Raw genomic sequence first — 18,245 nt, forward strand, 5'->3', positions numbered from 1 at the left:
GTTCGTCATAATGCTGGCATCTCCACCGCTTTCGCACCCTCGAAACCTCTTGCCGACTCAGACTGGTCATCCTTTCCGAGAAAACGTTGCTCCTTCCAACCTAGATGAAAACCTGACGACACACGGTTCATTAAAGCTGTCTCATTATTTCGATGTTGTTCCGACACTCTGGTGCCGCTCTAGTCTCATTGATGCACCGGGCTCAAGGAGGCCCGACACGTGGTCCGGCGAACACCAAAGTTCTTTGGGGTGACGCAACTCAACCTAGATCAAAAAGCACGTCATTAGGACGCGGGCTCATTAGCTGAGGCAATCCATATCCTCGTCGCTGCAATCTTGAGGGCGGCGTGATAGTTGTCGGTACGTCGGTCGTGTCGCGTCGCTAGGCCCCGCATGTGCTTGATACGGTAGAAGAACCGTTCCACGAGATTGCGCTGACGGTAGCCCCAGCGGATGAAGCTGAATGTCTGCTTTCTATTAGCCTTTGCAGGGATATTCGCCCAGCATTTGCGTTGCTTGGCAAGGTTACGAATTGCATCGGTGTCGTACGCCTTGTCGGCAAGGATCGTCGCTCCGGGCTGCAGGTCGCTCAACAGCTTTTCACCCATGAATGCCTCGGCGGCTTGGCCTGCGGTGAGTTCCAGCCAACGCGGTCTGCCATCTGCATCGACAAGAGCATGATTTTTTGTCGGCAGGCCGCCGCGAGAACGGCCCATGCAAGGATCGGCAGAGCCCCCTTTTTAGCGTTGGCACCATGCTGGTGAACGCCAACACAAGAACTGTCGATCATCACGATGTCTCCATCGTAATGGTGTCCAGAAGACGATCCCAAACCCCGGCATGGCGCCGACGGGAGGACCGATTGTAAAGCGTCGTGCGTGGACCATAACGCTCCTGCACATCTCGCCAGAACGAACCAGTTCTGAAACGCCAAAGAATGCCGTTGATCACCCGGCGGCCGTCGACACGTTCAATTCCACGGCTATTGTTCGGCAAAAGAGGTGCGATGATAGCCCATTCTTCGTCGCTCAGTTCGTGACGGCGCATGGCAATCTCCCTCCACGGAGATTGATGGTGTGGAACGGCCCTTCGAACCGGCATCAAGGATGCCTATTGTGGGGACGCCAATCACCACACTTGGTGTGGAACGGCCCTTCGAACCGGCATCAAGGATGCCTATTGTGGGGACGCCAATCACCACACTTTTGAAGGAACCGTTCCATGGAGAAGATTACCACAATCGGTTTTGATTTAGCCAAGTCGATCTTTCAGGTCCATGCCGTAACCGGAGATGGAAAAGTCGCAGTTCGCCGTTCGTTGAGGCGTTCGCAGGTGCTTGATTTTTTCCGCTCCCTCGAGCCTTGCCTGATCGGTATCGAAGCTTGTGGTACTGCCCACTATTGGGCCAACGCGATTGGAGAATTCGGTCATACGGTCCGTCTGATGCCGCCTGCCTATGTGAAAGCTTACGTGAAAAGGAATAAAACGGACGCCGCAGACGCAGAGGCCATATGTGAGGCGGTAACGCGTCCAACAATGCGCTTCGTACCTGTTAAATCCGCAGAAGAACAATCTGCAGGAATGGTTTTGAAGACACGAGAGTTGCTTGTTCGGCAGCGCAGCCAGATGTCAAATGCCATGCGCTCCCACATGGCCGAACTTGGCATCATTGCCGCAACCGGGATGCCCAGCATCGCCAAGCTCGTTGTCATAGTACGTGACGAAGAAGATCATCGACTTCCCCCTTCAGCTCGGGCGGCGCTTCTGGAAATGGCTGAGCAAATCGAAATCCTGACCGAGAGGATCGAAAAGCTCGATTGCAAGATTGTCACCGCAGTGAAGGCTGATGATGCCGCGCGCCGTCTGACAACGATTCCCGGCGTCGGGCCCATCATTGCAGCGACTGTCCGCGCTTCAGTTCCAGATCCCGCTGGCTTTCGGACCGGGCGTGATTTGGCCGCCTGGATCGGCATTACACCGCGGGCGAACTCTAGTGGAGGAAAAGAGCGGCTTGGTAAAATATCGAAACGTGGCAACAAGCAGTTGAGGACTTTGTTAGTCGTTGGCGCGACTTCAATCCTGAAGCAGGCCCGAAGAGGCGCGAAACTACCAGCCTGGATCGCCTCTGTGCTGGAGCGGAGACCCTATAAGGTCGCTGCGGTAGCGCTGGCTAACAAGATAGCGCGTACAATATGGGCGCTTCTTGTCAAAGGAGGGACTTATCAGGCTCCAACTATCATGACGAAGGCATAGACAGAATTCTCGGCGACAGGCGTCGGGATAGCGGCAAGGTACAACAGCGTGATGAACCAACGGAACGCAACCTCAATATCGATCAGACCGTGTGATTCAGGGCGCCGTGGAGCGCGTGAGATTGATTAGGCGATCGACATTGCGGACTTCATCGTGGCCAGCGGGCAATACCGCATCAACAGGCCGAACATATGAATGCACCGTCCGATGGTGAACTACGAGGAAAATACCTTGCTAACCGGGCCGTTCCACATATGAATCACACACCGTCAATAAGATGAACCACGTTTATGGGGACACTGCCTAAAGTGATCGAGAGTCAATTTTATTCGGGAGCAACCAGTTTGGCCGAGATCAACTGGTGTTAGCCGACCGACTTGTGCGCCGTCAGGCATGCCAGGCTACGGTGACTGAGTGGCCATCCACCTCAGCGTTACAACGATTTCCGCATGATCGTAGGGCTTTGGGAAAAATACCGTGCGCGCTGGAATACTGCTATCATTGAGCCGAAAGTGCCCCGAGGTGATGATTATCTCGATCGGGGGCCATCGGTCGCCGATGGCGGCGGCAAGCTTCAATCCATTCATCGAACCGGGTATATCGACATCCGTAAATACAATGGTGATGTCTGTACGCGCCTCGAGGATCTTGATTGCCTCATCGGCATCCCGCGCTTCGACGGGTTCGAAGCCCGCGTCCTCAACGACATCCATTGCCATCATTCGCAGCAGCGGTTCGTCTTCAACGACGAGAACAGCCTGGCGATTGGGCTGCTTCAACTGTCCCATCGGTTTATTCCGTATGCTGTATCTGATGCAGGCCCGCCGTCATCTCGGCTCGAAACCCGTCAGCCTCATAACTTGTTTCTACTCCACCTGTTCCAATCAACCCCATGCGAATGAGCTTGGAACCGAATCCTTTCTGGGATGGCGGCTTTACGGGGGGGCCGTCGCATTCCTTCCAGATAAAGCGAAAGTGTTTTTCCTCTCCAAGATTGTCAACGTGCCAAGAGAGCTTGACCCTGCCTACGTCATTGGACAGAGCGCCATATTTGACGGCGTTTGTTGCCAGCTCATGCAGCACTAGCGAAAGCGAGAGCGCGCCTTTGGGCCCAATCTGAATGTCTGGCCCCTCTGCATCCAGTCGCTCGCTCGGCACAAGGCGTTGCAGCGTCGAGGCGATCAGCGACTTGATGGGCGCAGTCTGCCAATATCGGTCGAACAGAATGTCATGGGCCGAGCTGAGAGCCTGTATTCGCTTCTCTAGCGCTTCGACAGGTTCACGGTCCTGCACCGGCCGCAATGTCTGCACAGCGATTGCCTGGACCATGGCCAACGTGTTCTTTAAGCGATGGCTCATCTCACGGTTGATAACGCCCTGCAGCTGCTCTGTGGTCTTTCGATCGGTAATGTCGGTTGCAGCACCGAACCACTCGGTAACTTCGCCGTCGCCATCAAGCACTGGAACCGCACGTGACAGCATGAAGCCTACCGTGCGCTCTTTTCTTCTTACCCGATGCTCGAATTCGAATGGTTTCTTATCAGCGATTGCTTTGGCAATGACCGCTTCGATCTGAGGCATGTCATCGGGGAGAAGGTATTCGTTTCTCCAGTCGATGCTCGGCTGATCCAGAGGGGTTGATAAGCGTCGCCCGTCAAGCTGTTGCATCTCCTTCAGATCGGAGCTCATTCGAAAGATCATGTCGTTGGTGGCGGCAGTGAAAGCCCGAAATCGCTGCTCGCTTTCACGCAGTCGCTGCTGGCCGAGGACCGTTTCCGTCGTTTCGACGACCGTATCGATCATACCCACGATCTTACCGTCGTCGCCTTTAAGCGGGCTGTAGCAGAACGGGAAATACGTCTGCTCTTCGTATCCGTGCCGATCGATGAGAAGGGGATAGTTTTCGATAAAGGTGGATTCGCCGGCATAAGCACGTTCTGCGATAGGGCCGATCAGCGACCACGCTTCTGCCCAGACGTCCCTAAAAGAGCGACCTATTGCAGAGGCTTTGTCGCCAAGAATAGGGACGAAGGCGTCATTATGAATAGTAATGAGTTCGGGGCCCCAGACGACGGCCTGAGGAAACTGTGACGCCAGCATCATGTCTACGACCGTGCGCAGAGAGATTGGCCATGTTTCAATCGGACCAAGTGAGGTACGGGACCAATCAAACTCGTCTATAACCTTGGCGGAATTGTTCTGTCCGCCAAATACATAGTCTGCCATTCCCGCCCAATCTCACCTGCTATGGTAACGAGGAGTCTCGCTCAATCTAGGGCGGCAAACGGCGTGTTCAAACCCCGATGCGCGTTTGGTGCTCACGATTGAACGCCTCGACGAGAACTTATAATGCGCACCATCAGATGGCGGACGAGGCGGAGTTCTTGTCAGCGATGGGTCGCATGAGGGTGGATTGTGGCCGGCTTGCTGTAAGCCTGTGCAAGATCATGCGATGCGAGATCAACAGTGTTTACGAGCCTTAGATTCTGGCCACTCGCCCACGAGCGCGCATGATCTTCGTGACTGAACTCAATTTCTGTCTTTTCACCGTCTTCGTAGATGCGAACGACGAACTTTCCATCGATCGGCAGGATTTCAATACTGTTGAGCATGTTCTGGCCCTCCCTTACTGCGATTCAAGGCAATGGACGCCACAGGCTTTCGAACCTCCATCGAGGCTCGTTGCGATCGGGTTCTTATTCCGCGTCCATGAGGCCCATGTTAGCATGGCTTGCCGATTGGATCTCGGATGGTCGGAAACCGCACAATTCTTCTGCACAAGCACGAGGGGTGTTGATCTCTCGCCGGAACCTGTCGATGCTAATCCGCTTTAGGCTTGAATACGACTGGCCTTGACCGGCTAGAAGAAGATGACGCCCGGCCAACGAAAGGCCACCACACTGAGAGCGTTGCGATGCCATTGTTTTACTTCAACACCGTTTCCGACGGGGCCCTGATCGAGGACTTGGAAGGAACAGAGCTTGATAACGTCGAGCTGGCACGCCAGGAAGCGATTTATGACGCTCGGGCACTCATGAGTGCGGCTATCCTCACGTGCAGGGATATATCGGGGAGATCAGTCCAGATCCTAGACGAGCAGAGGGCCGTAGATAACCGTACCGTTTTCCGAGGCGTTAACCAAAGAGAAGTAGTCAGTGCCGACGGATCGGTAACCCGATAAGGCGATCGTATTCTCGTTCAGGCAACCCGTAGCAGCCACCAGCGATTTCCTCGAGCTTCTCGCGATCCAGGATCCGCAGATTGGCGCGGGTGGCCTTAATCGCTTTCATGCCCTCGATGACATGAAGCTCGTTCGTCACGCCGGAGCGACGAACACCAAGCATCAAAGACAAAAACTCATGTGTCAGGGGCAGGTCGTCGCCGATAAGCCTGTCGTGGCACATCAACAGCCAGCGGGCGAGACGCTCGTGCATGTTGTATCGGGCGTTAGCGAGCGCAGAATGGGCAAGCTGCAGTTCCGTGCAGTGCACGTAATTCAACCAAAGGTCATTGACCGCGGGAAACTGTTGCATCGCCTGTTGGAGCACTGGCACCGGGACGCTGATACCATGACCAGCAACCTGCATGAAGGTCTTGTTTGGTGTCCGATCCGTCTTGAGGACAATGTGGGTTCCCGCCATGCCTTCAAAGCCGACATGCCCGACTTCAACTGCCTCATCGTCTGAGCTCGTTGCGACGACCGACCCAAGACCGCTTTCAATGAACCAGACGTGCGTGGTCGGTACATCTGGGGCGATGAGTTCGAACCTCAGAGGAAAGTCAGCTGTCTCCATGGACGGCTGTAGCAAGGCAAACGCTTCAGCGCTCAGTGACTTGAGCAGGAGGTTGCGAACGGTACTTTGTTCAGGCTGAGACATTGCATCCTCCCGCCGGGAAGGAGCCCGCTCTCATACCGTAGGTCCCAACGACGGAGGTAATCACAAGCTTATGCGACAGATAAGGCTCGTTCGCCAAGCGCCGACAAAGTTTTGTGCGGTTTTGACATTTCATGGGAGGACGGCGGAAATGTAGACAGAGCCGAGCGCGGGTCATGGCTCTTCAGCATGAGACGCCATCGGAGTGACGATGTGTACGGTGGCAGCGAAAGACAGGATAAGGACCGTAATACCTAGCTCATCGGTCACGTTTATGATCCATGCCGACACATCGCTGCCCTCCAGCAGCCGGCCGCGCAGGCGCTCGGCGATCGATTCCACGGCCTCAGCCCTGGCGCCAGCCACATCGGGGTGATCCGAACCGATGAGATCCGGAAGATCTTGCCCGTCATGTAGATGGAAGAAATATCGAGGCATCGCCTTGCTCCTGCCTGTGGCAAGAGCGCGTAGCATCTCTCAGTCGCCCGCGCCGGAACATGGCGGACGATGCTGTGACTATGCGCCGTGTTTAAGTCGGGATGAAGGCACGGGGTCCATTGCAGCCTCTGGTACCCAAAGGTCGCCGCTCGCCATCCCCGCCTTTGTGCGATTTCGCACTAAACCTGACGCGCGATCACAAGCCTGTATTGTAGGTCACCTGAGCTGATATGAGGGCTCGCGATGACCAGCGACCAGCGGCGTGCCTCGCTTCTATAGCTGCTGCGGACTTTCGAGCCTGGATAAGCTGGACGAGCTCGTGCCGCTCTTGTCCAGCTCCAATGTCAGCCAATGGGCGGCAAGCTTTCGCGATAGCGATCGCATCTGGTGCTTGGGTGTCGGTGCAAGATGAGCATTGAAAAATGCGGCGGATCAGGGAGGATCACCGCCGAGGAGGAATGACAATGAATAGGTCCGAACGTAACCTTTCGGATAACGACAAACGCGTATTGCGGTCACTGCTCGGGCGATATGCCTTGCGCTATCACCTTGCCGGAGCTGAGAAAGATGACCTTATCGAGAGAACGTTCATGGCGTTGGCGGCGCGGCCGGAAGTTTTCTTTGACAAGCCGGTGGAGCAAGCGGTGGCCGAGACGATGCACAGCATTGTTGTCGCCGTCGCGCGGGATGGAGAGAGTGCTGAGCGCTATTATCGCTGAGGTCCGTTGGCGCGAACACGGGCGTTGCGGCTTCAAGGATCGTAGATCTTTTTAAATATGTCACCTGCAACGTGGCCGATTAGCGGGAACTGTGCGGCACGCTACGGGTTTGCTTCTGATCAGGAGGATTTCTATGCAAGACCAAGGCAAAAACAAAGGCGTTATGAGCAGCATTTTGACAGAGCTAGGCGTCCTTCGACCCGAGGGGAGTAGCGACGAAGCTCTGACAGTCGATCAGCAAGAAATAATCGCTGCTTTCCGGACGGGCCGGATGACTGAAGAGGAGTTCCGGAACCATCTTTCCCAAGACCCCGGTTTGTCAAATCATCTATCTCAGATCATGCCTGTGACAGGCGGATATGTCGGAAAACCTGAGGATTTCGACAGCATGGAGGTAACAGTCAAAACGACCTCATACCCGTAGAATGGTAGCGTTCCATTGTGTTCGAGGTATGCGGACGGAGACAGTCAACAGCGGTCCACGCCTTTGCCGGGGAAAGCCCACGAACTTCCGTACCTCCTGACGATAACGCCGAAGTCTTCCCCGAATTTGGTCGACCATTCAATCTCATGAAACCGCTCAGACCCAACGGCATGACGGCTCATGTTGAGGTTTACTCAAACTGCAGGACCCATCCATGGACATGTATCAGGCGGGAGGCGAGGCGGCGTTCAAAACGCATATCAAACGGATCGAAGAAGCTGCCGTCGACAGTATCTACACTGATCTGAGGCTTCGACGCACGGATGAGTGGACGGAAGTCCTAGTCCAGCATGGAGCGGCATCCAAGTTCGAAAGCGAGGCAAAAAAGCGCTGCAGCTGGTGGCCGGGAGGCATTTTACCTGAAAGTCGCAAAACCGCGCATTGTCAGCAGTTTATTTAACTGGATGCGCCGGTCGGCGGTTCTAATTCGTTCAAGACCTTGGTGCTAACCAGCAAGATCACTCAGCCCGCGATGCTTAGACATGGCAGTCTCCAGCGCGGGCCGGGTGTCATGGCCCTCTCGATGAAGTGTGATTATGATCGCTGCGGCGAGCTCGGCTTCCGGGCTACCTTTTAAGACTTGGTGCGCGTCCAGCCAATGTTGGAAAGCCCCATCGATTGTCTCGAACTCTTTCGGTCCGAATGCCGTTTCCAGAAACGCGCGCATAGCCTTCCCCTTCTTTGCGGCGTCGATATGGGAAATGAGGCGTGCGGGGTCAAGACCAATTACAGCCGGTAATCGGAGGAGGAACTTTACGGCCCCGATGGCATCTCACGCTGATCTCATTGCAGAAAGGCCTTTCAGAGCCGTGCCCGCGCCAAAATATGCCACCGATTGATCGGGAGAGGATAAGTGAAAAGTTCCATGACCAGTAAGCCTGCCCCGGTCATTATCTTGCAAGCTGCGCTATCGGTTTATGTCAGGTCACGGTTGTTCGGTGTTCGAAGCTTTTAACGTAATGATGAGCGCGAATGGCACTCACGAGCTCGGTCGACGTCGGCTTCCCCGCAGTCGTCTTCCAGCGCAGTTCGAACACGACTTCCTCGTGATGCGTATCGATCGGACGAATAGCGATAAAACAGGCCTCGGCGCCGGGCGGCAGCGACGGAGCAATGTCAGGGAGCTTGTCGCCCGCCGGGACTTTTATACCGACCGATCCCTTCTGCTCGCTGGATAACCAAAGACCGAACGCCTTAAGCGGAGAAAGCGTGACAAAAGCGATCGCCGAGGCTATAGCGCCGACGATCAGCTGCCCACCGCCGAAACACAGACCGACGGCCGTCATCAGCCATAACGTGGCTGCAGTCGTGACGCCCGTCGCGACATCGCCACGCCGGAGGATCGCACCGCCACCGATGAAGCCAACGCCGGTCAAAATGCCAAGCGGTAATCTCAGCGCGTCCATCGACCCATTCGCTGTCTGACTTGTCGACAAAAGCAGATTGGCCTGAATCATCGAGATGCACGCCGCCAGCCCGACCAATACCGTGGTCCTGAGGCCTGCTGCATGGCCTCCCCGCTCCCGGTTGATGCCGATAAGGACGCCAGCAACCAAAGTGGCGGCAATCCGCAAGCCAATATCCGGCCAAGTGGGTGTGATTGGCATCAGCTCGTCGAAGAATTTCATTGGTGTCGTCGTTCGGGCTGTGATTGGACAAATGGGCGCCGAGGTGTATCAGCGCCACCGGTTTTATCAATGATGCGCATGGTGCTCGTTACGCTTTCGCGTTGCAGCAGCTTTCTTCGCCGAGGCGGATCGCTCTTCCTTCGTCCGTGCAGCAGATGCCTGGCCTCCTTTGCGGCCGCCTTTTTCCGAGGACGTATGGCTTTCGGCATGACCGCGAACGGAACCGGACTTGTTGCCGCCACCGCTCTCCTTGTTCACGGTCGCCCAAGCCCGCCGTTCGGCCTCTTTCTCCGGGACGCCGCGATCCTCATAGCCTTCCTCGACGTGTTCAGCTTTTCGTTTTTGCTTGTCTGTGTAAGCGGACTTGTCGCCACGAGGCATGGAACATCTCCTTAAGTTCATCAAACGCAAAACTAACTGCGAAAGCCATACGAAGTTCCGCGATGAGAGCCTGAGCAAGCAGGATCAAATGCGATCCTGGGCGCAACAAAAGGACGCCCTAATTTACTTCGAGACAATTCGCCAGCCAAAGTCAGGAGGAGATCTGATGAGTAAAGAGGAAATCAGCAGACAGGCCTATTCACGTTGGGAGGCGGAGGGCCGGCCGGATGGTCAGCATGAGCGTCACTGGCGTGAAGCTGAGGAGGCTACGCAATCGAACGCCCTGCCGCAGTCCTGGTCTTCCGACCATGCTGGAGGGATATCGCCAAAGACGAAAGTCTCGAAAAGCAAACCGGCAAAGCCAGGCCGCAATGGCGGCAAACCAAAACCTAGCGATCAGGCGAGTGTTATATAGCCGCAGCGAATTCACGAGCCATCCGCCCGGCAGCGACATGTCGGGCGGATGCTGGTACAAAGTGGCTTGCCGACAAACTATCGTGAGCTTTCATTCGCGCCGCTGGTCTCGGTGGGATCATAGTTCAGATCGAAGTCTTTTTCTTTTTTCTGGCCGGGCGGAGTGCGATTGACGGTCGCATCCTCGGATCCCGTCACGACAGTCGGCTTGGCACTATGAACGCCAGTGGCCTTCCGGTCCGCTTGCGACGGCGCGTATTGGCCCTTTGCATCATCTTCCGGTTTGCTCATGGTCTCCTCCTGTTGCTGGATTGCTGATCAGAGAATCGGCTTGCCGCCCGTGACGGCAATGGTCGCGCCGGACACGTAACTGGAGAGCGGATCGGCGAGCATCACATAAGATGTTGCGAGCTCCGCCGGCTGGCCCGGCCTCTGCATCGGGACCTGCTTGCCAAAGTTCTTCACCTTCTCATCCGGCATGGTCGATGGAATGAGCGGCGTCCAGATCGGGCCGGGCGCGACAGCGTTCGCACGGATGCCCTTGTCGGCCAGCATCTGTGCAAGGCCTGCCGTAAAGTTCTGGATCGCGCCTTTTGTCGTCGCGTATGCGAGAAGATGGGGGCTTGGGCTATCGGCATTGATAGATGCGGTATTGATGATCGAGCTGCCCGGCTTCATGTGGGGAACGGCAGCCTTCGTCAGGTAGAACATCGCGTGGATGTTCGTCCGGAAAGTCAGCTCCCATTCCTCGTCGCTGATATCGCCAATGTCGGAGAAGCTCGCCTGGTGTGCAGCATTGTTGACAAGGATATCGATCCCTCCGAGCTGCGAGACGGCCCTATCGATGATTTCCTTGCAGTGCGGCGCGTACTGGATATCACCCGGGACCAGGATCGCCTTGCGGCCGGCCTTCTCGACCCAGGCCTTGGTCTCCTCGGCATCTTCGTCTTCGTCCAGATAGGAGATCAGGACATCGGCGCCTTCGCGCGCATAGGCGATGGCAACGGCCCGGCCGATCCCGCTATCGCCACCGGTAATGACTGCCTTCTTGCCGGCAAGGCGCCCTGAACCTTTGTAGGTTTCTTCGCCGTGATCCGGCAGCGGCGACATGGCACGTGTTGAGCCGGGCATTGGCTGACGAGGGGTATCAAACGGGGGAGTCGGGTAGTTCGTCATCGCTTTTCCTTCCTGTAAGCACCTTCCAATCGTAACCGGCGATCAGCACTCTTAGTCCGGCGTTTGAAATGGCGTGATCGCGGACGGGTCGCAGACCCGTTTCAGAATGTGGAAAACCGACGGCGCAAGCGGAATGTTCCAAGCGTCTTCAAAGAGGCCGTGACATAACCGGGAAGCGTCCTAAATTATTGGCCGAAACGTGTTTTCGGACAACGAATGGAGGACCCGGTGACAACACGCATCCTGATCGTCGACGACGAGCCTCTAATCGCGCTGACCGCGGTCGATATGGTGGAGGCGCTGGGATACGAGGCAATCGAAGCGCATTCGGGAGCCGAGGCCCTCGAAATCCTTGTCAATGGGCAGAAGATCGACCTGTTGATCACAGACCATTCGATGCCCGGGATGTCAGGCGCAGACCTGGTGCGTGAGGCGCGTCTGATCAAACCTGAACTCGCCGTCATGGTCTCCACCGGCTATGCGGAATTGCCAGAAGGGTTTGAGGAGGGGACACAGTTCCTCAGCAAGCCTTATTCCGAGCTCGATCTGTCTGCGAAAATCGAGGCGGCTATTCGCTAGCTTCAGCACAGCAGGGAGAGGCAATCGGTCTCTGGCAGCCCCCTCTTCGGGAACCTGGCCGTGAATTGCGGGTTCAGCCGATGGCTCAAAGTCGGAGAGAACCATGACCCTCAAGGCAATCGCATTCAACGGAACGCTGAAATCATCTGGTGGCGACCCCTCTTCCACCGATCGTCTGCTCGCATTGATCGCCGACGGACTGAAGAAGCATGGTATCGACACCGATGTCATCCGACTGGCCGACCACAACATTTTGCCCGGCGTTACCTCGGATGAAGGGGAGGGGGACGCATGGCCGGCCATCCGCGAAAAACTGCTTGCGGCCGATATCCTGATCGTCGGCACGCCAATCTGGATGGGCCAGACGTCATCGGTCACCAAGCGTGCGCTTGAGCGCATGGATGCTTTCCTTTCGGAAACCGACGATCTGGGTAGGATGGTCTCCTATGGCCGGGTGGCGGCGGTAGCGGTCGTCGGAAACGAGGACGGTGCCCACAACGTCTCCGCGGACGTCTATCAGGCCCTGAATGATGTCGGCTTCACGATCCCGGCAAACGCCGTGGCTTACTGGGTCGGCGAGGCAATGGGCAGCACGAATTTCGTGGACCTGAAAGCGGTCCCTGACACCGTCACCACCATGGTCGATATGCTGGTACGCAACACGGTTCATCTGGCGGGCTTGCTGAAAGCCAGCCAGTATCCCGGCGAACAGAAGGATTGATCGGATGTCTGGAGGCAAGCCCCGGCTGGTCGGGTTGAACCATATCGCGCTCGAGGTTGGCGATATCGAAGAGGCGCTGCACTTTTACGGCAGCATTTTTTTTTCGACCTGAGAGGGTCACACAAGGATGGCGACGGTCGGGTGGTGATGGCATTTATCGATCTGGGCGATCAGTTCATTGCTCTGAGCCGAGGACGCCATCAGCGTCCGGATCAGGATCGGCATTTCGGTCTTGTCGTCGATGATCGGAGTGCTGTGCGTGATCTCGCGATCAAAGCGGGCGCCAAAATGCTGGATGGAGATTTTCTCGACTTCCTCGACCCCTGGGGTAACCGGATCGAGGTGGTCGAGTACGACGATTTGCAGTTCACCAAAGCACCTGATGTTCTGCGCGGCATGGGCCTTCACCTGCCCAAGTCCGAAAAGGCGCTCAAAGAGCTCCACAGTAAGGGAATGGGCTGAGACCTATTCCTGGCCAGTCTTGATCGGCACTTTATCGAAGGTGCGCGTGCGCGTGTGAATAGGAGAATCTGTGGTGTGGAACGTCGAGATTATCGAAGTAGGTGGGAAGTTCATTGTGAGCACCGTCTACAATGCTGACATAAAAGATATGGAGTTCGAGAGCGAGGGCTTTGCGAGGCTCTATGGGCGGAGCCAGCGTGTACAAGCCGGTCGTTCATCATTTATCTCAGGCTGCCTCCTCTTCGATCGCGAGTTCTTTCAGCAGCGAATGGATTTCGTCGCCACTCAGCCGGGAAGGGTCGAATCCGCTTGATGCACCAATACCGGCAAACCGCCTCGCGTGGAAGTCCGAGGTGCCGATAAAGCCCATTGCCCAGTTCGAGAAAGACCGGTGATTGATCGGATCTAGCGCAAGCAACGACACATCCCCGTGGCGCTCGTCTTGCTGTATGCGCTCGAACGCGGCCTCGACCTTGTCGAGGGGGCCCTCCAGCACCTGGGCAAAGCACCCGGCGTTGAAGAGGAGCGCCCCGGTTATTCCGTCGCGTCGGTTGTTTATCCGGCTCCTAGCTGGATTTCCTCCACATTCGAGGCGAAGAGCGCTTGATCGTGAGCGATATGGTCGCGGCTGTAATAAACGAGCCGGTACATGCTAACAGCCATTGTTAAATCCTTTTGTCCAAATCGTTTCCCGCCAGGAAGACAGGGATTTGATCAGTGTCCATCGACCGGCCGGTAAGGTATCCCTGCACGTGCGTGCAACGCTCTCCGCGGATACGAGCCAATTGCTCGGCAGTTTCGACGCCCTCGGCCGTGATGGCCATGCCAAGACTGGTGCCGAGACTTTTTTCCGTCTGTACGCAGACGATCAGCAGTTCCTCACGATCGATCGCAAGGGTGAGAGTGGTTAGCCGGGAACAAAGCTCGCCGAGCAAGGTTCAGCTTTCGAGATCGCGGCTGTGTCAACCGGACGCGACAGGGATGGTGGACGCATCGGTTTTTCCGGTTTCTCGATGCGGGCAACGAAGCGCCAGGCGAGCACCCAACCTGTCCAGCTGCGGTCTTGTCACTCGCGGCTGTTCATTCGTTCAGCCGTCACGTTCAATCGACGAGGAGACCTTTATGAAAGCTCTAACCTGGCATGGTAGTGGAGACATTCGCTGCGAATCCGTAGACGATCCGATTATTCAGGACGATCGTGACGCAATCATCAAAGTGACGAGCTGCGCAATCTGCGGATCAGATCTCCATCTCTACGGTGGATTCGTGCCAGGCATGCACGCAGGTGACGTCATGGGGCATGAAACGATGGGTGAGGTCGTCGAGGTGGGACGTGGCAATTCCAAGCTCAAGGTCGGCGATCGTGTCGTGGTGCCATTCACGATTTCCTGCGGTGAGTGCCGTCAGTGCAAATGGAGGCATTTCTCGCTTTGCGAACGATCAAACCCTTCGGGCGCTATGCAGGCCAAGCAGATCGGCTACCCTACCGCCGGACTGTTCGGCTATTCGGAAATGTACGGCCGCTTTCCCGGTGGCCAGGCCCAGTATCTTCGCGTGCCTTACGCCGACGTCGGCCCGATCAAGGTTCCGGATGGTTTGAGCGACGAGCAGGTCCTGTTCTTGTCGGACATTTTTCCGACAGGCTACATGGCGGCTGAAAATTGCGACATCAAGCAGGGCCAAACGATCGCCGTATTCGGTTGCGGCCCAGTTGGCCTGTTCGCGATCAAGTCGGCTTTTTTGCTCGGCGCTGAACGCGTGATCGCCATGGACTGTGTTCCGGAACGGCTGGCCTTAGCGCAGGCCTCGGGTGCGGAAACTCTAGATTATACTGACGAGGACCTCCAGCAGCGGATCCTTGACATGACCAGCGGCAAAGGTCCGGACGCTGTAATCGAGGCCGTAGGGATGGAGAGCCATGGTGTGGGCGGTATGATGGAGACGATGCAGTCAAAGCTCACATCGACCGAGCGTCCCTATGCATTGAGCCAGGCGATCCTCGCCTGCAGGCCGGGCGGTACTGTCTCGCTTCCGGGCGTGTTCGTCGGCCCGGCCGTTCCAGCACCGCTCGGAGCATTTGTGGGCAAGGGCCTAACGCTGAAAACGGGCCAGACGCATGTGCAGCGCTATCTCGAGCCGCTGATGAACATGATCGCTGAGGGAAAGATCGATCCTTCATTCATTATCACCCATCGGATCGGACTTGAGGAAGGGCCGGACGCCTACAAAAAGTTCCGCGACAAGGAAGACGGCTGTGTGAAGGTCGTCATCCGGCCGAACGGCTGACCGCAAGGGCGGTGCGGGGCGAAGATTTCAAGCCAAGGGCGTACCGGTAGAGAACAGATTTCAGAAGGAGAGCCGACTATGACAGATAAGAAGCCTGACCCAACCAGCGATGCTGCGCGAACTGATCCAAAGGTTGCGGATCGCGAGCGCGAGGAACTCAGAAAAAAAGCTGAACAAGGTTTGAAAGATGCATCCGGCGATCTGCCAGAAGACCAGATCTAGCATGCACCTGCCACTGCCTTCAGCCGTTATCATCCTTCCGATCAACCCAGACAGAGCCTACGGCCGGCAATAGCACCACAACGATCCGCGACACGTTGGATACCTGCAGGGGGCAGACCTCGCCGTCGAGACATCTCGTTCAGCAGCACGAAATTCGACAGCGGATATCTTCGTTCAGTCCGCCTTTGCAGGAAACACAGTGGGTTCAGTGCCGTTTGGCGGTGACGTGTGTCTCATGAATTGGGCGGGCGCCAGGACGCCCCGTTGGAAGGCGAGATCGAAGTCTCGGCGGACATCGACGGTCGCCAGACCCGTGCAGTCCAGCGGCGCCTGGGCGCGGGCGGAGCAATCCGGGTGTCGGGGGGATGGCAGTCGAAACAATCGAATAGTGCTTACGGGGTCAACAATTCGCCGCCGACGTCGCTCCCGATGGTTCTTCAATATTTCGACGACTATGCCCTCCAGTCTCGTCCGAGTTGTCTCTCATATTCTAGCTCGGGAATGCCATAAGCCTGACCGGCAATATCCTCCAGCTTTTGCCGGTCGCGCACAACGATCAAGCTACGCTCCGCTTTGATTGCCCCTGTTCCCTCAAGCTTGTGGAGCGCGTCAGTCACGCTTGGACGGCGAACACCAAGCATGAGCGAGAGGAAATCGTGGGTCAGTGGCAGTTGGTCGCCCAGACGATCCTGGCTCATGAGAACCCAACGTGCCAGACGTGGTTCGATTTCGTAGCGGCTGTTTGCCAAGGCCGTCGCCGCAGCCTGGATCAGGAAGACGTGGGCATATTTCAGCAGAATGTCCCGGAGAGAGCGACTGCTGTCGATTGCCGCGCGGAGTACTGAGATCTCGATCCGAAGGGCTGGGCCGCCGCATTGCATGAAGGCATAGTGAGGTGTGCTGTCGACACCGAGTATTGCCGGGACTGCCGAAAAGCCTTCCAATCCTATGCACCCGACCTCGGTGCGCTTGGTGCCATCGCCACCAGCGATCTCGGAAGACAATCCGCCCTCGAAAAAGAACACATGGCGGAACGGCTCGTACGAGCCGAACAGCGTTTCCCCTTTGGTCAACATGACAGTCTCAAAGTGTTGACGCAGGGTCGCTGTGTCGCTTTCTGGAAGCATCGATAAAAGCTTGTTCTTGGTCCAGGCCATTTGGCGCTCCGGTGTTTGTCCTCGGTTTTCGCTAGCAAATGAATATATGGCAACGCTTGGCAACTTCCACGCTTTGCAAGCTTTGTGACTGGAAGGAAACTTATTCCATCACGCGGAGTTCGGTCCGATATCTGCAAAAGGAGAGGTCGATGCCGCGATACTATTTTCACATCCGCAACGGCGAAGATCTCGCCCGGGATCCTGAAGGCGCAGAATTCGCAACTCTTGATCTAGCCAGAGCTGAAGCCATCAAATCCGCTCGGGAACTATTGTCGCAACGCGTGCTACGTGGAGACCTGGTCAATGGTGAATCCTTTGAGTTGACCAGCGATGACGGGGTGGTAGCTGACATTGTCAAGTTCAGGGATGTCATGCGGTTGGCATAGGACATCCCTCGTACGGTATCGGACAGGCTCAAAACTTGAGGAACTATCATCTCATCCTGTGGTTGGGCTAACGTCTCCAACCGAAAGGCACGTCCGTGTTTATGAGAGTAGACGAACTGCAGGCGGAGCTACCAGCGCCGAAACAGGCCGATCCGAATGCCGCCGCAGCCCTTCAGGAACTGCTCGGCGGAAAATACGGCGAGATGTCGACGCTCGGCAACTACATGTTTCAGTCGTTCAATTTTAGGTCCAAGTCGAAACTGAAGCCCTTCTATAGCCTCGTCGCCAGCATTACGGCTGAAGAGCTTGGACATGTGGAGCTCGTGAGCAACGGCGTTGCGATGCTGAATAACGGGCCCGATATTCCCGATGGCGACGCCGGTGACGGCGGAGACATCTCCGGCCCGCCCTTCGAGGATATGAAGGATATCAGACTCGCGGCGGCGTTTTTGTCGGGCGGCGGAGGTGCAATGCCAGTCAACAGCAACGGCGCCTCCTGGAACAACGACTTCATCACCACCACAGGCAACGTGGTTATCGACCTGCTTCACAATTTTCATCTCGAATGCGGCGCACGCCTTCACAAACTGCGCGTCTATGAGACGGTGACTGATCCGACTGGGCGGGAAGTGTGCGGCTACCTCTTGGTGCGCGGTTCTGTGCACGCGCATGCTTATGCGCTCGCCCTGCAGAAAATCACCGGCGTCGACATCAAGAAGTTCCTGCCGACACCCAACATCCCGCTCGACAAAATACCAGAGTGCCAGAAATACCTCGATGAGGGTTCCCATCGCCGGCTCTACACTTGGAGCCCGAACGACTACAAGGAAATCGCCGGGATCTGGAGCAACGACGAAGTAGCACTCCCTGGAGATCCGCCGGGCGAGCTTGAGGTCGTCGACGGGATGCCCGATGGCGGAAAGATCCAGCAGCTCGTTGGTGTGCCTGCGGCATTCACCCCGGATTACGCTCCGGAGGAGATGTTCGAGATCGCCGAAAAGCTCTACAAGAAATCTCGGTGATTTCGAGGGCGCGGGTTACCGCGCCCCTTCTCTTTAGATGGT

General features: G+C 56.4%; 25 protein-coding genes and 3 pseudogenes. 15 read left to right on the top strand and 13 right to left on the bottom strand.

Annotated elements, in window-relative coordinates; genetic code table 11:
• Window positions 1-284: 284 nt before the first annotated feature.
• Window positions 285-1,047: pseudogene (locus GAO09_RS11220) on the bottom strand (IS5 family transposase).
• Window positions 1,048-1,221: 174 nt separating this feature from the next.
• On the opposite strand from GAO09_RS11220, the gene GAO09_RS11225 reads away from it, so the two are divergent.
• The gene (locus GAO09_RS11225) at window positions 1,222-2,253 is read left to right on the top strand and encodes an IS110 family RNA-guided transposase (protein ID WP_153354099.1); all 1,032 of its coding nucleotides are present in this window, start codon (window positions 1,222-1,224) and stop codon (window positions 2,251-2,253) included.
• Between the two features lie 401 nt (window positions 2,254-2,654).
• On the opposite strand, the gene GAO09_RS11230 is transcribed toward GAO09_RS11225, so the two are convergent.
• The 3 genes from GAO09_RS11230 to GAO09_RS11240 form a co-directional block, all read right to left on the bottom strand.
• Window positions 2,655-3,041, bottom strand: a complete 387-nt coding sequence (locus GAO09_RS11230; protein ID WP_153354100.1) for a response regulator — start codon at window positions 3,039-3,041, stop codon at window positions 2,655-2,657.
• A 4-nt stretch (window positions 3,042-3,045) separates the two neighbouring features.
• Complete coding sequence (locus tag GAO09_RS11235) at window positions 3,046-4,479, bottom strand: sensor histidine kinase (RefSeq protein WP_153354101.1); 1,434 nt, start codon at window positions 4,477-4,479, stop codon at window positions 3,046-3,048.
• A gap of 161 nt (window positions 4,480-4,640) precedes the next feature.
• Window positions 4,641-4,865: a hypothetical protein gene (locus tag GAO09_RS11240; RefSeq protein WP_153354102.1), complete on the bottom strand. Its 225-nt coding sequence runs from the start codon at window positions 4,863-4,865 to the stop codon at window positions 4,641-4,643.
• A 302-nt stretch (window positions 4,866-5,167) separates the two neighbouring features.
• Here GAO09_RS11240 and GAO09_RS30520 point away from each other — a divergent pair, with 302 nt between their 5' ends.
• Window positions 5,168-5,434 (top strand): DUF6894 family protein, encoded by a 267-nt coding sequence (locus GAO09_RS30520; RefSeq protein WP_410769440.1) that lies wholly within the window; start codon window positions 5,168-5,170, stop codon window positions 5,432-5,434.
• Here GAO09_RS30520 and GAO09_RS11245 read toward each other — a convergent pair.
• Together GAO09_RS11245 and GAO09_RS11250 are read right to left on the bottom strand one after the other, a co-directional pair.
• Window positions 5,406-6,131 carry a Crp/Fnr family transcriptional regulator gene (locus GAO09_RS11245; protein ID WP_153354103.1) on the bottom strand — a complete coding sequence of 242 codons (726 nt, stop codon included), beginning with the start codon at window positions 6,129-6,131 and terminating at the stop codon, window positions 5,406-5,408. The genes GAO09_RS30520 and GAO09_RS11245 overlap by 29 nt on opposite strands.
• A 171-nt stretch (window positions 6,132-6,302) precedes the next feature.
• Window positions 6,303-6,566 (bottom strand): DUF6894 family protein, encoded by a 264-nt coding sequence (locus GAO09_RS11250; RefSeq protein ID WP_153354104.1) that lies wholly within the window; start codon window positions 6,564-6,566, stop codon window positions 6,303-6,305.
• A gap of 464 nt (window positions 6,567-7,030) precedes the next feature.
• Between GAO09_RS11250 and GAO09_RS11255 the strand changes: the two genes are divergently transcribed.
• Both GAO09_RS11255 and GAO09_RS11260 read left to right on the top strand, forming a co-directional pair.
• The gene (locus tag GAO09_RS11255) at window positions 7,031-7,285 is read left to right on the top strand and encodes a hypothetical protein (protein ID WP_153354105.1); all 255 of its coding nucleotides are present in this window, start codon (window positions 7,031-7,033) and stop codon (window positions 7,283-7,285) included.
• Between the two features lie 641 nt (window positions 7,286-7,926).
• Window positions 7,927-8,169, top strand: a pseudogene (locus tag GAO09_RS11260) (hypothetical protein); the annotation flags it as partial.
• A 45-nt stretch (window positions 8,170-8,214) separates the two neighbouring features.
• Here the strand turns inward: GAO09_RS11260 and GAO09_RS11265 are convergent.
• The 3 genes from GAO09_RS11265 to GAO09_RS11275 form a co-directional block, all read right to left on the bottom strand.
• Window positions 8,215-8,436 carry a hypothetical protein gene (locus tag GAO09_RS11265; RefSeq protein WP_153354107.1) on the bottom strand — a complete coding sequence of 74 codons (222 nt, stop codon included), beginning with the start codon at window positions 8,434-8,436 and terminating at the stop codon, window positions 8,215-8,217.
• 253 nt (window positions 8,437-8,689) lie between these two features.
• Window positions 8,690-9,397, bottom strand: coding sequence for an MgtC/SapB family protein (locus GAO09_RS11270; RefSeq protein ID WP_153354108.1), 708 nt, complete (start codon window positions 9,395-9,397; stop codon window positions 8,690-8,692).
• A gap of 66 nt (window positions 9,398-9,463) precedes the next feature.
• Window positions 9,464-9,778, bottom strand: a complete 315-nt coding sequence (locus tag GAO09_RS11275; RefSeq protein WP_153354109.1) for a plasmid stabilization protein — start codon at window positions 9,776-9,778, stop codon at window positions 9,464-9,466.
• Between GAO09_RS11275 and GAO09_RS30020 the strand changes: the two genes are divergently transcribed.
• Complete coding sequence (locus GAO09_RS30020; protein WP_235938041.1) at window positions 9,777-10,193, top strand: DUF2934 domain-containing protein; 417 nt, start codon at window positions 9,777-9,779, stop codon at window positions 10,191-10,193. The genes GAO09_RS11275 and GAO09_RS30020 overlap by 2 nt on opposite strands.
• Window positions 10,194-10,270: 77 nt before the next feature.
• Here GAO09_RS30020 and GAO09_RS11285 read toward each other — a convergent pair whose 3' ends face one another.
• Entirely contained in the window at window positions 10,271-10,483 is a 213-nt protein-coding gene (locus GAO09_RS11285; RefSeq protein ID WP_153354110.1) for a hypothetical protein, read from the bottom strand.
• 27 nt (window positions 10,484-10,510) lie between these two features.
• The gene (locus GAO09_RS11290; protein ID WP_153354111.1) at window positions 10,511-11,368 is read right to left on the bottom strand and encodes an SDR family oxidoreductase; all 858 of its coding nucleotides are present in this window, start codon (window positions 11,366-11,368) and stop codon (window positions 10,511-10,513) included.
• A gap of 228 nt (window positions 11,369-11,596) precedes the next feature.
• Here GAO09_RS11290 and GAO09_RS11295 point away from each other — a divergent pair, with 228 nt between their 5' ends.
• From GAO09_RS11295 to GAO09_RS11305, 4 genes are all read left to right on the top strand, one after another.
• Window positions 11,597-11,947 carry a response regulator gene (locus GAO09_RS11295; RefSeq protein ID WP_209018692.1) on the top strand — a complete coding sequence of 117 codons (351 nt, stop codon included), beginning with the start codon at window positions 11,597-11,599 and terminating at the stop codon, window positions 11,945-11,947.
• A gap of 103 nt (window positions 11,948-12,050) precedes the next feature.
• Window positions 12,051-12,668, top strand: a complete 618-nt coding sequence (locus tag GAO09_RS11300; RefSeq protein ID WP_153354113.1) for a flavodoxin family protein — start codon at window positions 12,051-12,053, stop codon at window positions 12,666-12,668.
• A 4-nt stretch (window positions 12,669-12,672) separates the two neighbouring features.
• Window positions 12,673-12,780 (top strand): VOC family protein, encoded by a 108-nt coding sequence (locus GAO09_RS30525; protein ID WP_410769434.1) that lies wholly within the window; start codon window positions 12,673-12,675, stop codon window positions 12,778-12,780.
• Between the two features lie 35 nt (window positions 12,781-12,815).
• On the top strand, window positions 12,816-13,130 hold the full coding sequence (locus tag GAO09_RS11305) for a VOC family protein (protein ID WP_235938042.1): 315 nt from the start codon (window positions 12,816-12,818) through the stop codon (window positions 13,128-13,130).
• 226 nt (window positions 13,131-13,356) lie between these two features.
• On the opposite strand, the gene GAO09_RS30025 is transcribed toward GAO09_RS11305, so the two are convergent.
• The gene (locus GAO09_RS30025; RefSeq protein WP_338015071.1) at window positions 13,357-13,689 is read right to left on the bottom strand and encodes a BLUF domain-containing protein; all 333 of its coding nucleotides are present in this window, start codon (window positions 13,687-13,689) and stop codon (window positions 13,357-13,359) included.
• A gap of 151 nt (window positions 13,690-13,840) precedes the next feature.
• Between GAO09_RS30025 and GAO09_RS30030 the strand changes: the two genes are divergently transcribed.
• The 4 genes and pseudogenes from GAO09_RS30030 to GAO09_RS30035 form a co-directional block, all read left to right on the top strand.
• Entirely contained in the window at window positions 13,841-14,041 is a 201-nt protein-coding gene (locus GAO09_RS30030) for a hypothetical protein (protein ID WP_235938053.1), read from the top strand.
• 211 nt (window positions 14,042-14,252) lie between these two features.
• On the top strand, window positions 14,253-15,416 hold the full coding sequence (locus tag GAO09_RS11320) for a zinc-dependent alcohol dehydrogenase (protein ID WP_153354146.1): 1,164 nt from the start codon (window positions 14,253-14,255) through the stop codon (window positions 15,414-15,416).
• A gap of 78 nt (window positions 15,417-15,494) precedes the next feature.
• Window positions 15,495-15,638, top strand: a complete 144-nt coding sequence (locus GAO09_RS11325) for a hypothetical protein (protein ID WP_153354114.1) — start codon at window positions 15,495-15,497, stop codon at window positions 15,636-15,638.
• 83 nt (window positions 15,639-15,721) lie between these two features.
• Window positions 15,722-15,998: pseudogene (locus GAO09_RS30035) on the top strand (hypothetical protein); the annotation flags it as partial.
• Window positions 15,999-16,090: 92 nt separating this feature from the next.
• Here GAO09_RS30035 and GAO09_RS11330 read toward each other — a convergent pair.
• Entirely contained in the window at window positions 16,091-16,795 is a 705-nt protein-coding gene (locus GAO09_RS11330; RefSeq protein WP_153354115.1) for a Crp/Fnr family transcriptional regulator, read from the bottom strand.
• 149 nt (window positions 16,796-16,944) lie between these two features.
• On the opposite strand from GAO09_RS11330, the gene GAO09_RS11335 reads away from it, so the two are divergent.
• Together GAO09_RS11335 and GAO09_RS11340 are read left to right on the top strand one after the other, a co-directional pair.
• Window positions 16,945-17,181: a DUF6894 family protein gene (locus tag GAO09_RS11335; RefSeq protein ID WP_153354116.1), complete on the top strand. Its 237-nt coding sequence runs from the start codon at window positions 16,945-16,947 to the stop codon at window positions 17,179-17,181.
• A gap of 95 nt (window positions 17,182-17,276) precedes the next feature.
• The gene (locus GAO09_RS11340; protein WP_338015067.1) at window positions 17,277-18,203 is read left to right on the top strand and encodes a manganese catalase family protein; all 927 of its coding nucleotides are present in this window, start codon (window positions 17,277-17,279) and stop codon (window positions 18,201-18,203) included.
• Window positions 18,204-18,245 lie beyond the last annotated feature (42 nt).

This window comes from Endobacterium cereale, assembly GCF_009617585.1.
GTDB lineage: Bacteria > Pseudomonadota > Alphaproteobacteria > Rhizobiales > Rhizobiaceae > Neorhizobium > Neorhizobium cereale.

Bases quoted from the DNA above. Each gene is read 5' to 3' on its own strand.
- GAO09_RS11225 (WP_153354099.1), top strand. From the start codon at position 1,222: ATGGAGAAGATTACCACAATCGGTTTTGATTTAGCCAAGTCGATCTTT.
- GAO09_RS11230 (WP_153354100.1), bottom strand. From the start codon at position 3,041: ATGGGACAGTTGAAGCAGCCCAATCGCCAGGCTGTTCTCGTCGTTGAA.
- GAO09_RS11235 (WP_153354101.1), bottom strand. From the start codon at position 4,479: ATGGCAGACTATGTATTTGGCGGACAGAACAATTCCGCCAAGGTTATA.
- GAO09_RS11240 (WP_153354102.1), bottom strand. From the start codon at position 4,865: ATGCTCAACAGTATTGAAATCCTGCCGATCGATGGAAAGTTCGTCGTT.
- GAO09_RS30520 (WP_410769440.1), top strand. From the start codon at position 5,168: ATGCCATTGTTTTACTTCAACACCGTTTCCGACGGGGCCCTGATCGAG.
- GAO09_RS11245 (WP_153354103.1), bottom strand. From the start codon at position 6,131: ATGTCTCAGCCTGAACAAAGTACCGTTCGCAACCTCCTGCTCAAGTCA.
- GAO09_RS11250 (WP_153354104.1), bottom strand. From the start codon at position 6,566: ATGCCTCGATATTTCTTCCATCTACATGACGGGCAAGATCTTCCGGAT.
- GAO09_RS11255 (WP_153354105.1), top strand. From the start codon at position 7,031: ATGAATAGGTCCGAACGTAACCTTTCGGATAACGACAAACGCGTATTG.
- GAO09_RS11265 (WP_153354107.1), bottom strand. From the start codon at position 8,436: ATGCGCGCGTTTCTGGAAACGGCATTCGGACCGAAAGAGTTCGAGACA.
- GAO09_RS11270 (WP_153354108.1), bottom strand. From the start codon at position 9,397: ATGAAATTCTTCGACGAGCTGATGCCAATCACACCCACTTGGCCGGAT.
- GAO09_RS30020 (WP_235938041.1), top strand. From the start codon at position 9,777: ATGGAACATCTCCTTAAGTTCATCAAACGCAAAACTAACTGCGAAAGC.
- GAO09_RS11275 (WP_153354109.1), bottom strand. From the start codon at position 9,778: ATGCCTCGTGGCGACAAGTCCGCTTACACAGACAAGCAAAAACGAAAA.
- GAO09_RS11285 (WP_153354110.1), bottom strand. From the start codon at position 10,483: ATGAGCAAACCGGAAGATGATGCAAAGGGCCAATACGCGCCGTCGCAA.
- GAO09_RS11290 (WP_153354111.1), bottom strand. From the start codon at position 11,368: ATGACGAACTACCCGACTCCCCCGTTTGATACCCCTCGTCAGCCAATG.
- GAO09_RS11300 (WP_153354113.1), top strand. From the start codon at position 12,051: ATGACCCTCAAGGCAATCGCATTCAACGGAACGCTGAAATCATCTGGT.
- GAO09_RS30525 (WP_410769434.1), top strand. From the start codon at position 12,673: ATGTCTGGAGGCAAGCCCCGGCTGGTCGGGTTGAACCATATCGCGCTC.
- GAO09_RS11305 (WP_235938042.1), top strand. From the start codon at position 12,816: ATGGCATTTATCGATCTGGGCGATCAGTTCATTGCTCTGAGCCGAGGA.
- GAO09_RS11320 (WP_153354146.1), top strand. From the start codon at position 14,253: ATGAAAGCTCTAACCTGGCATGGTAGTGGAGACATTCGCTGCGAATCC.
- GAO09_RS11325 (WP_153354114.1), top strand. From the start codon at position 15,495: ATGACAGATAAGAAGCCTGACCCAACCAGCGATGCTGCGCGAACTGAT.
- GAO09_RS11330 (WP_153354115.1), bottom strand. From the start codon at position 16,795: ATGGCCTGGACCAAGAACAAGCTTTTATCGATGCTTCCAGAAAGCGAC.
- GAO09_RS11335 (WP_153354116.1), top strand. From the start codon at position 16,945: ATGCCGCGATACTATTTTCACATCCGCAACGGCGAAGATCTCGCCCGG.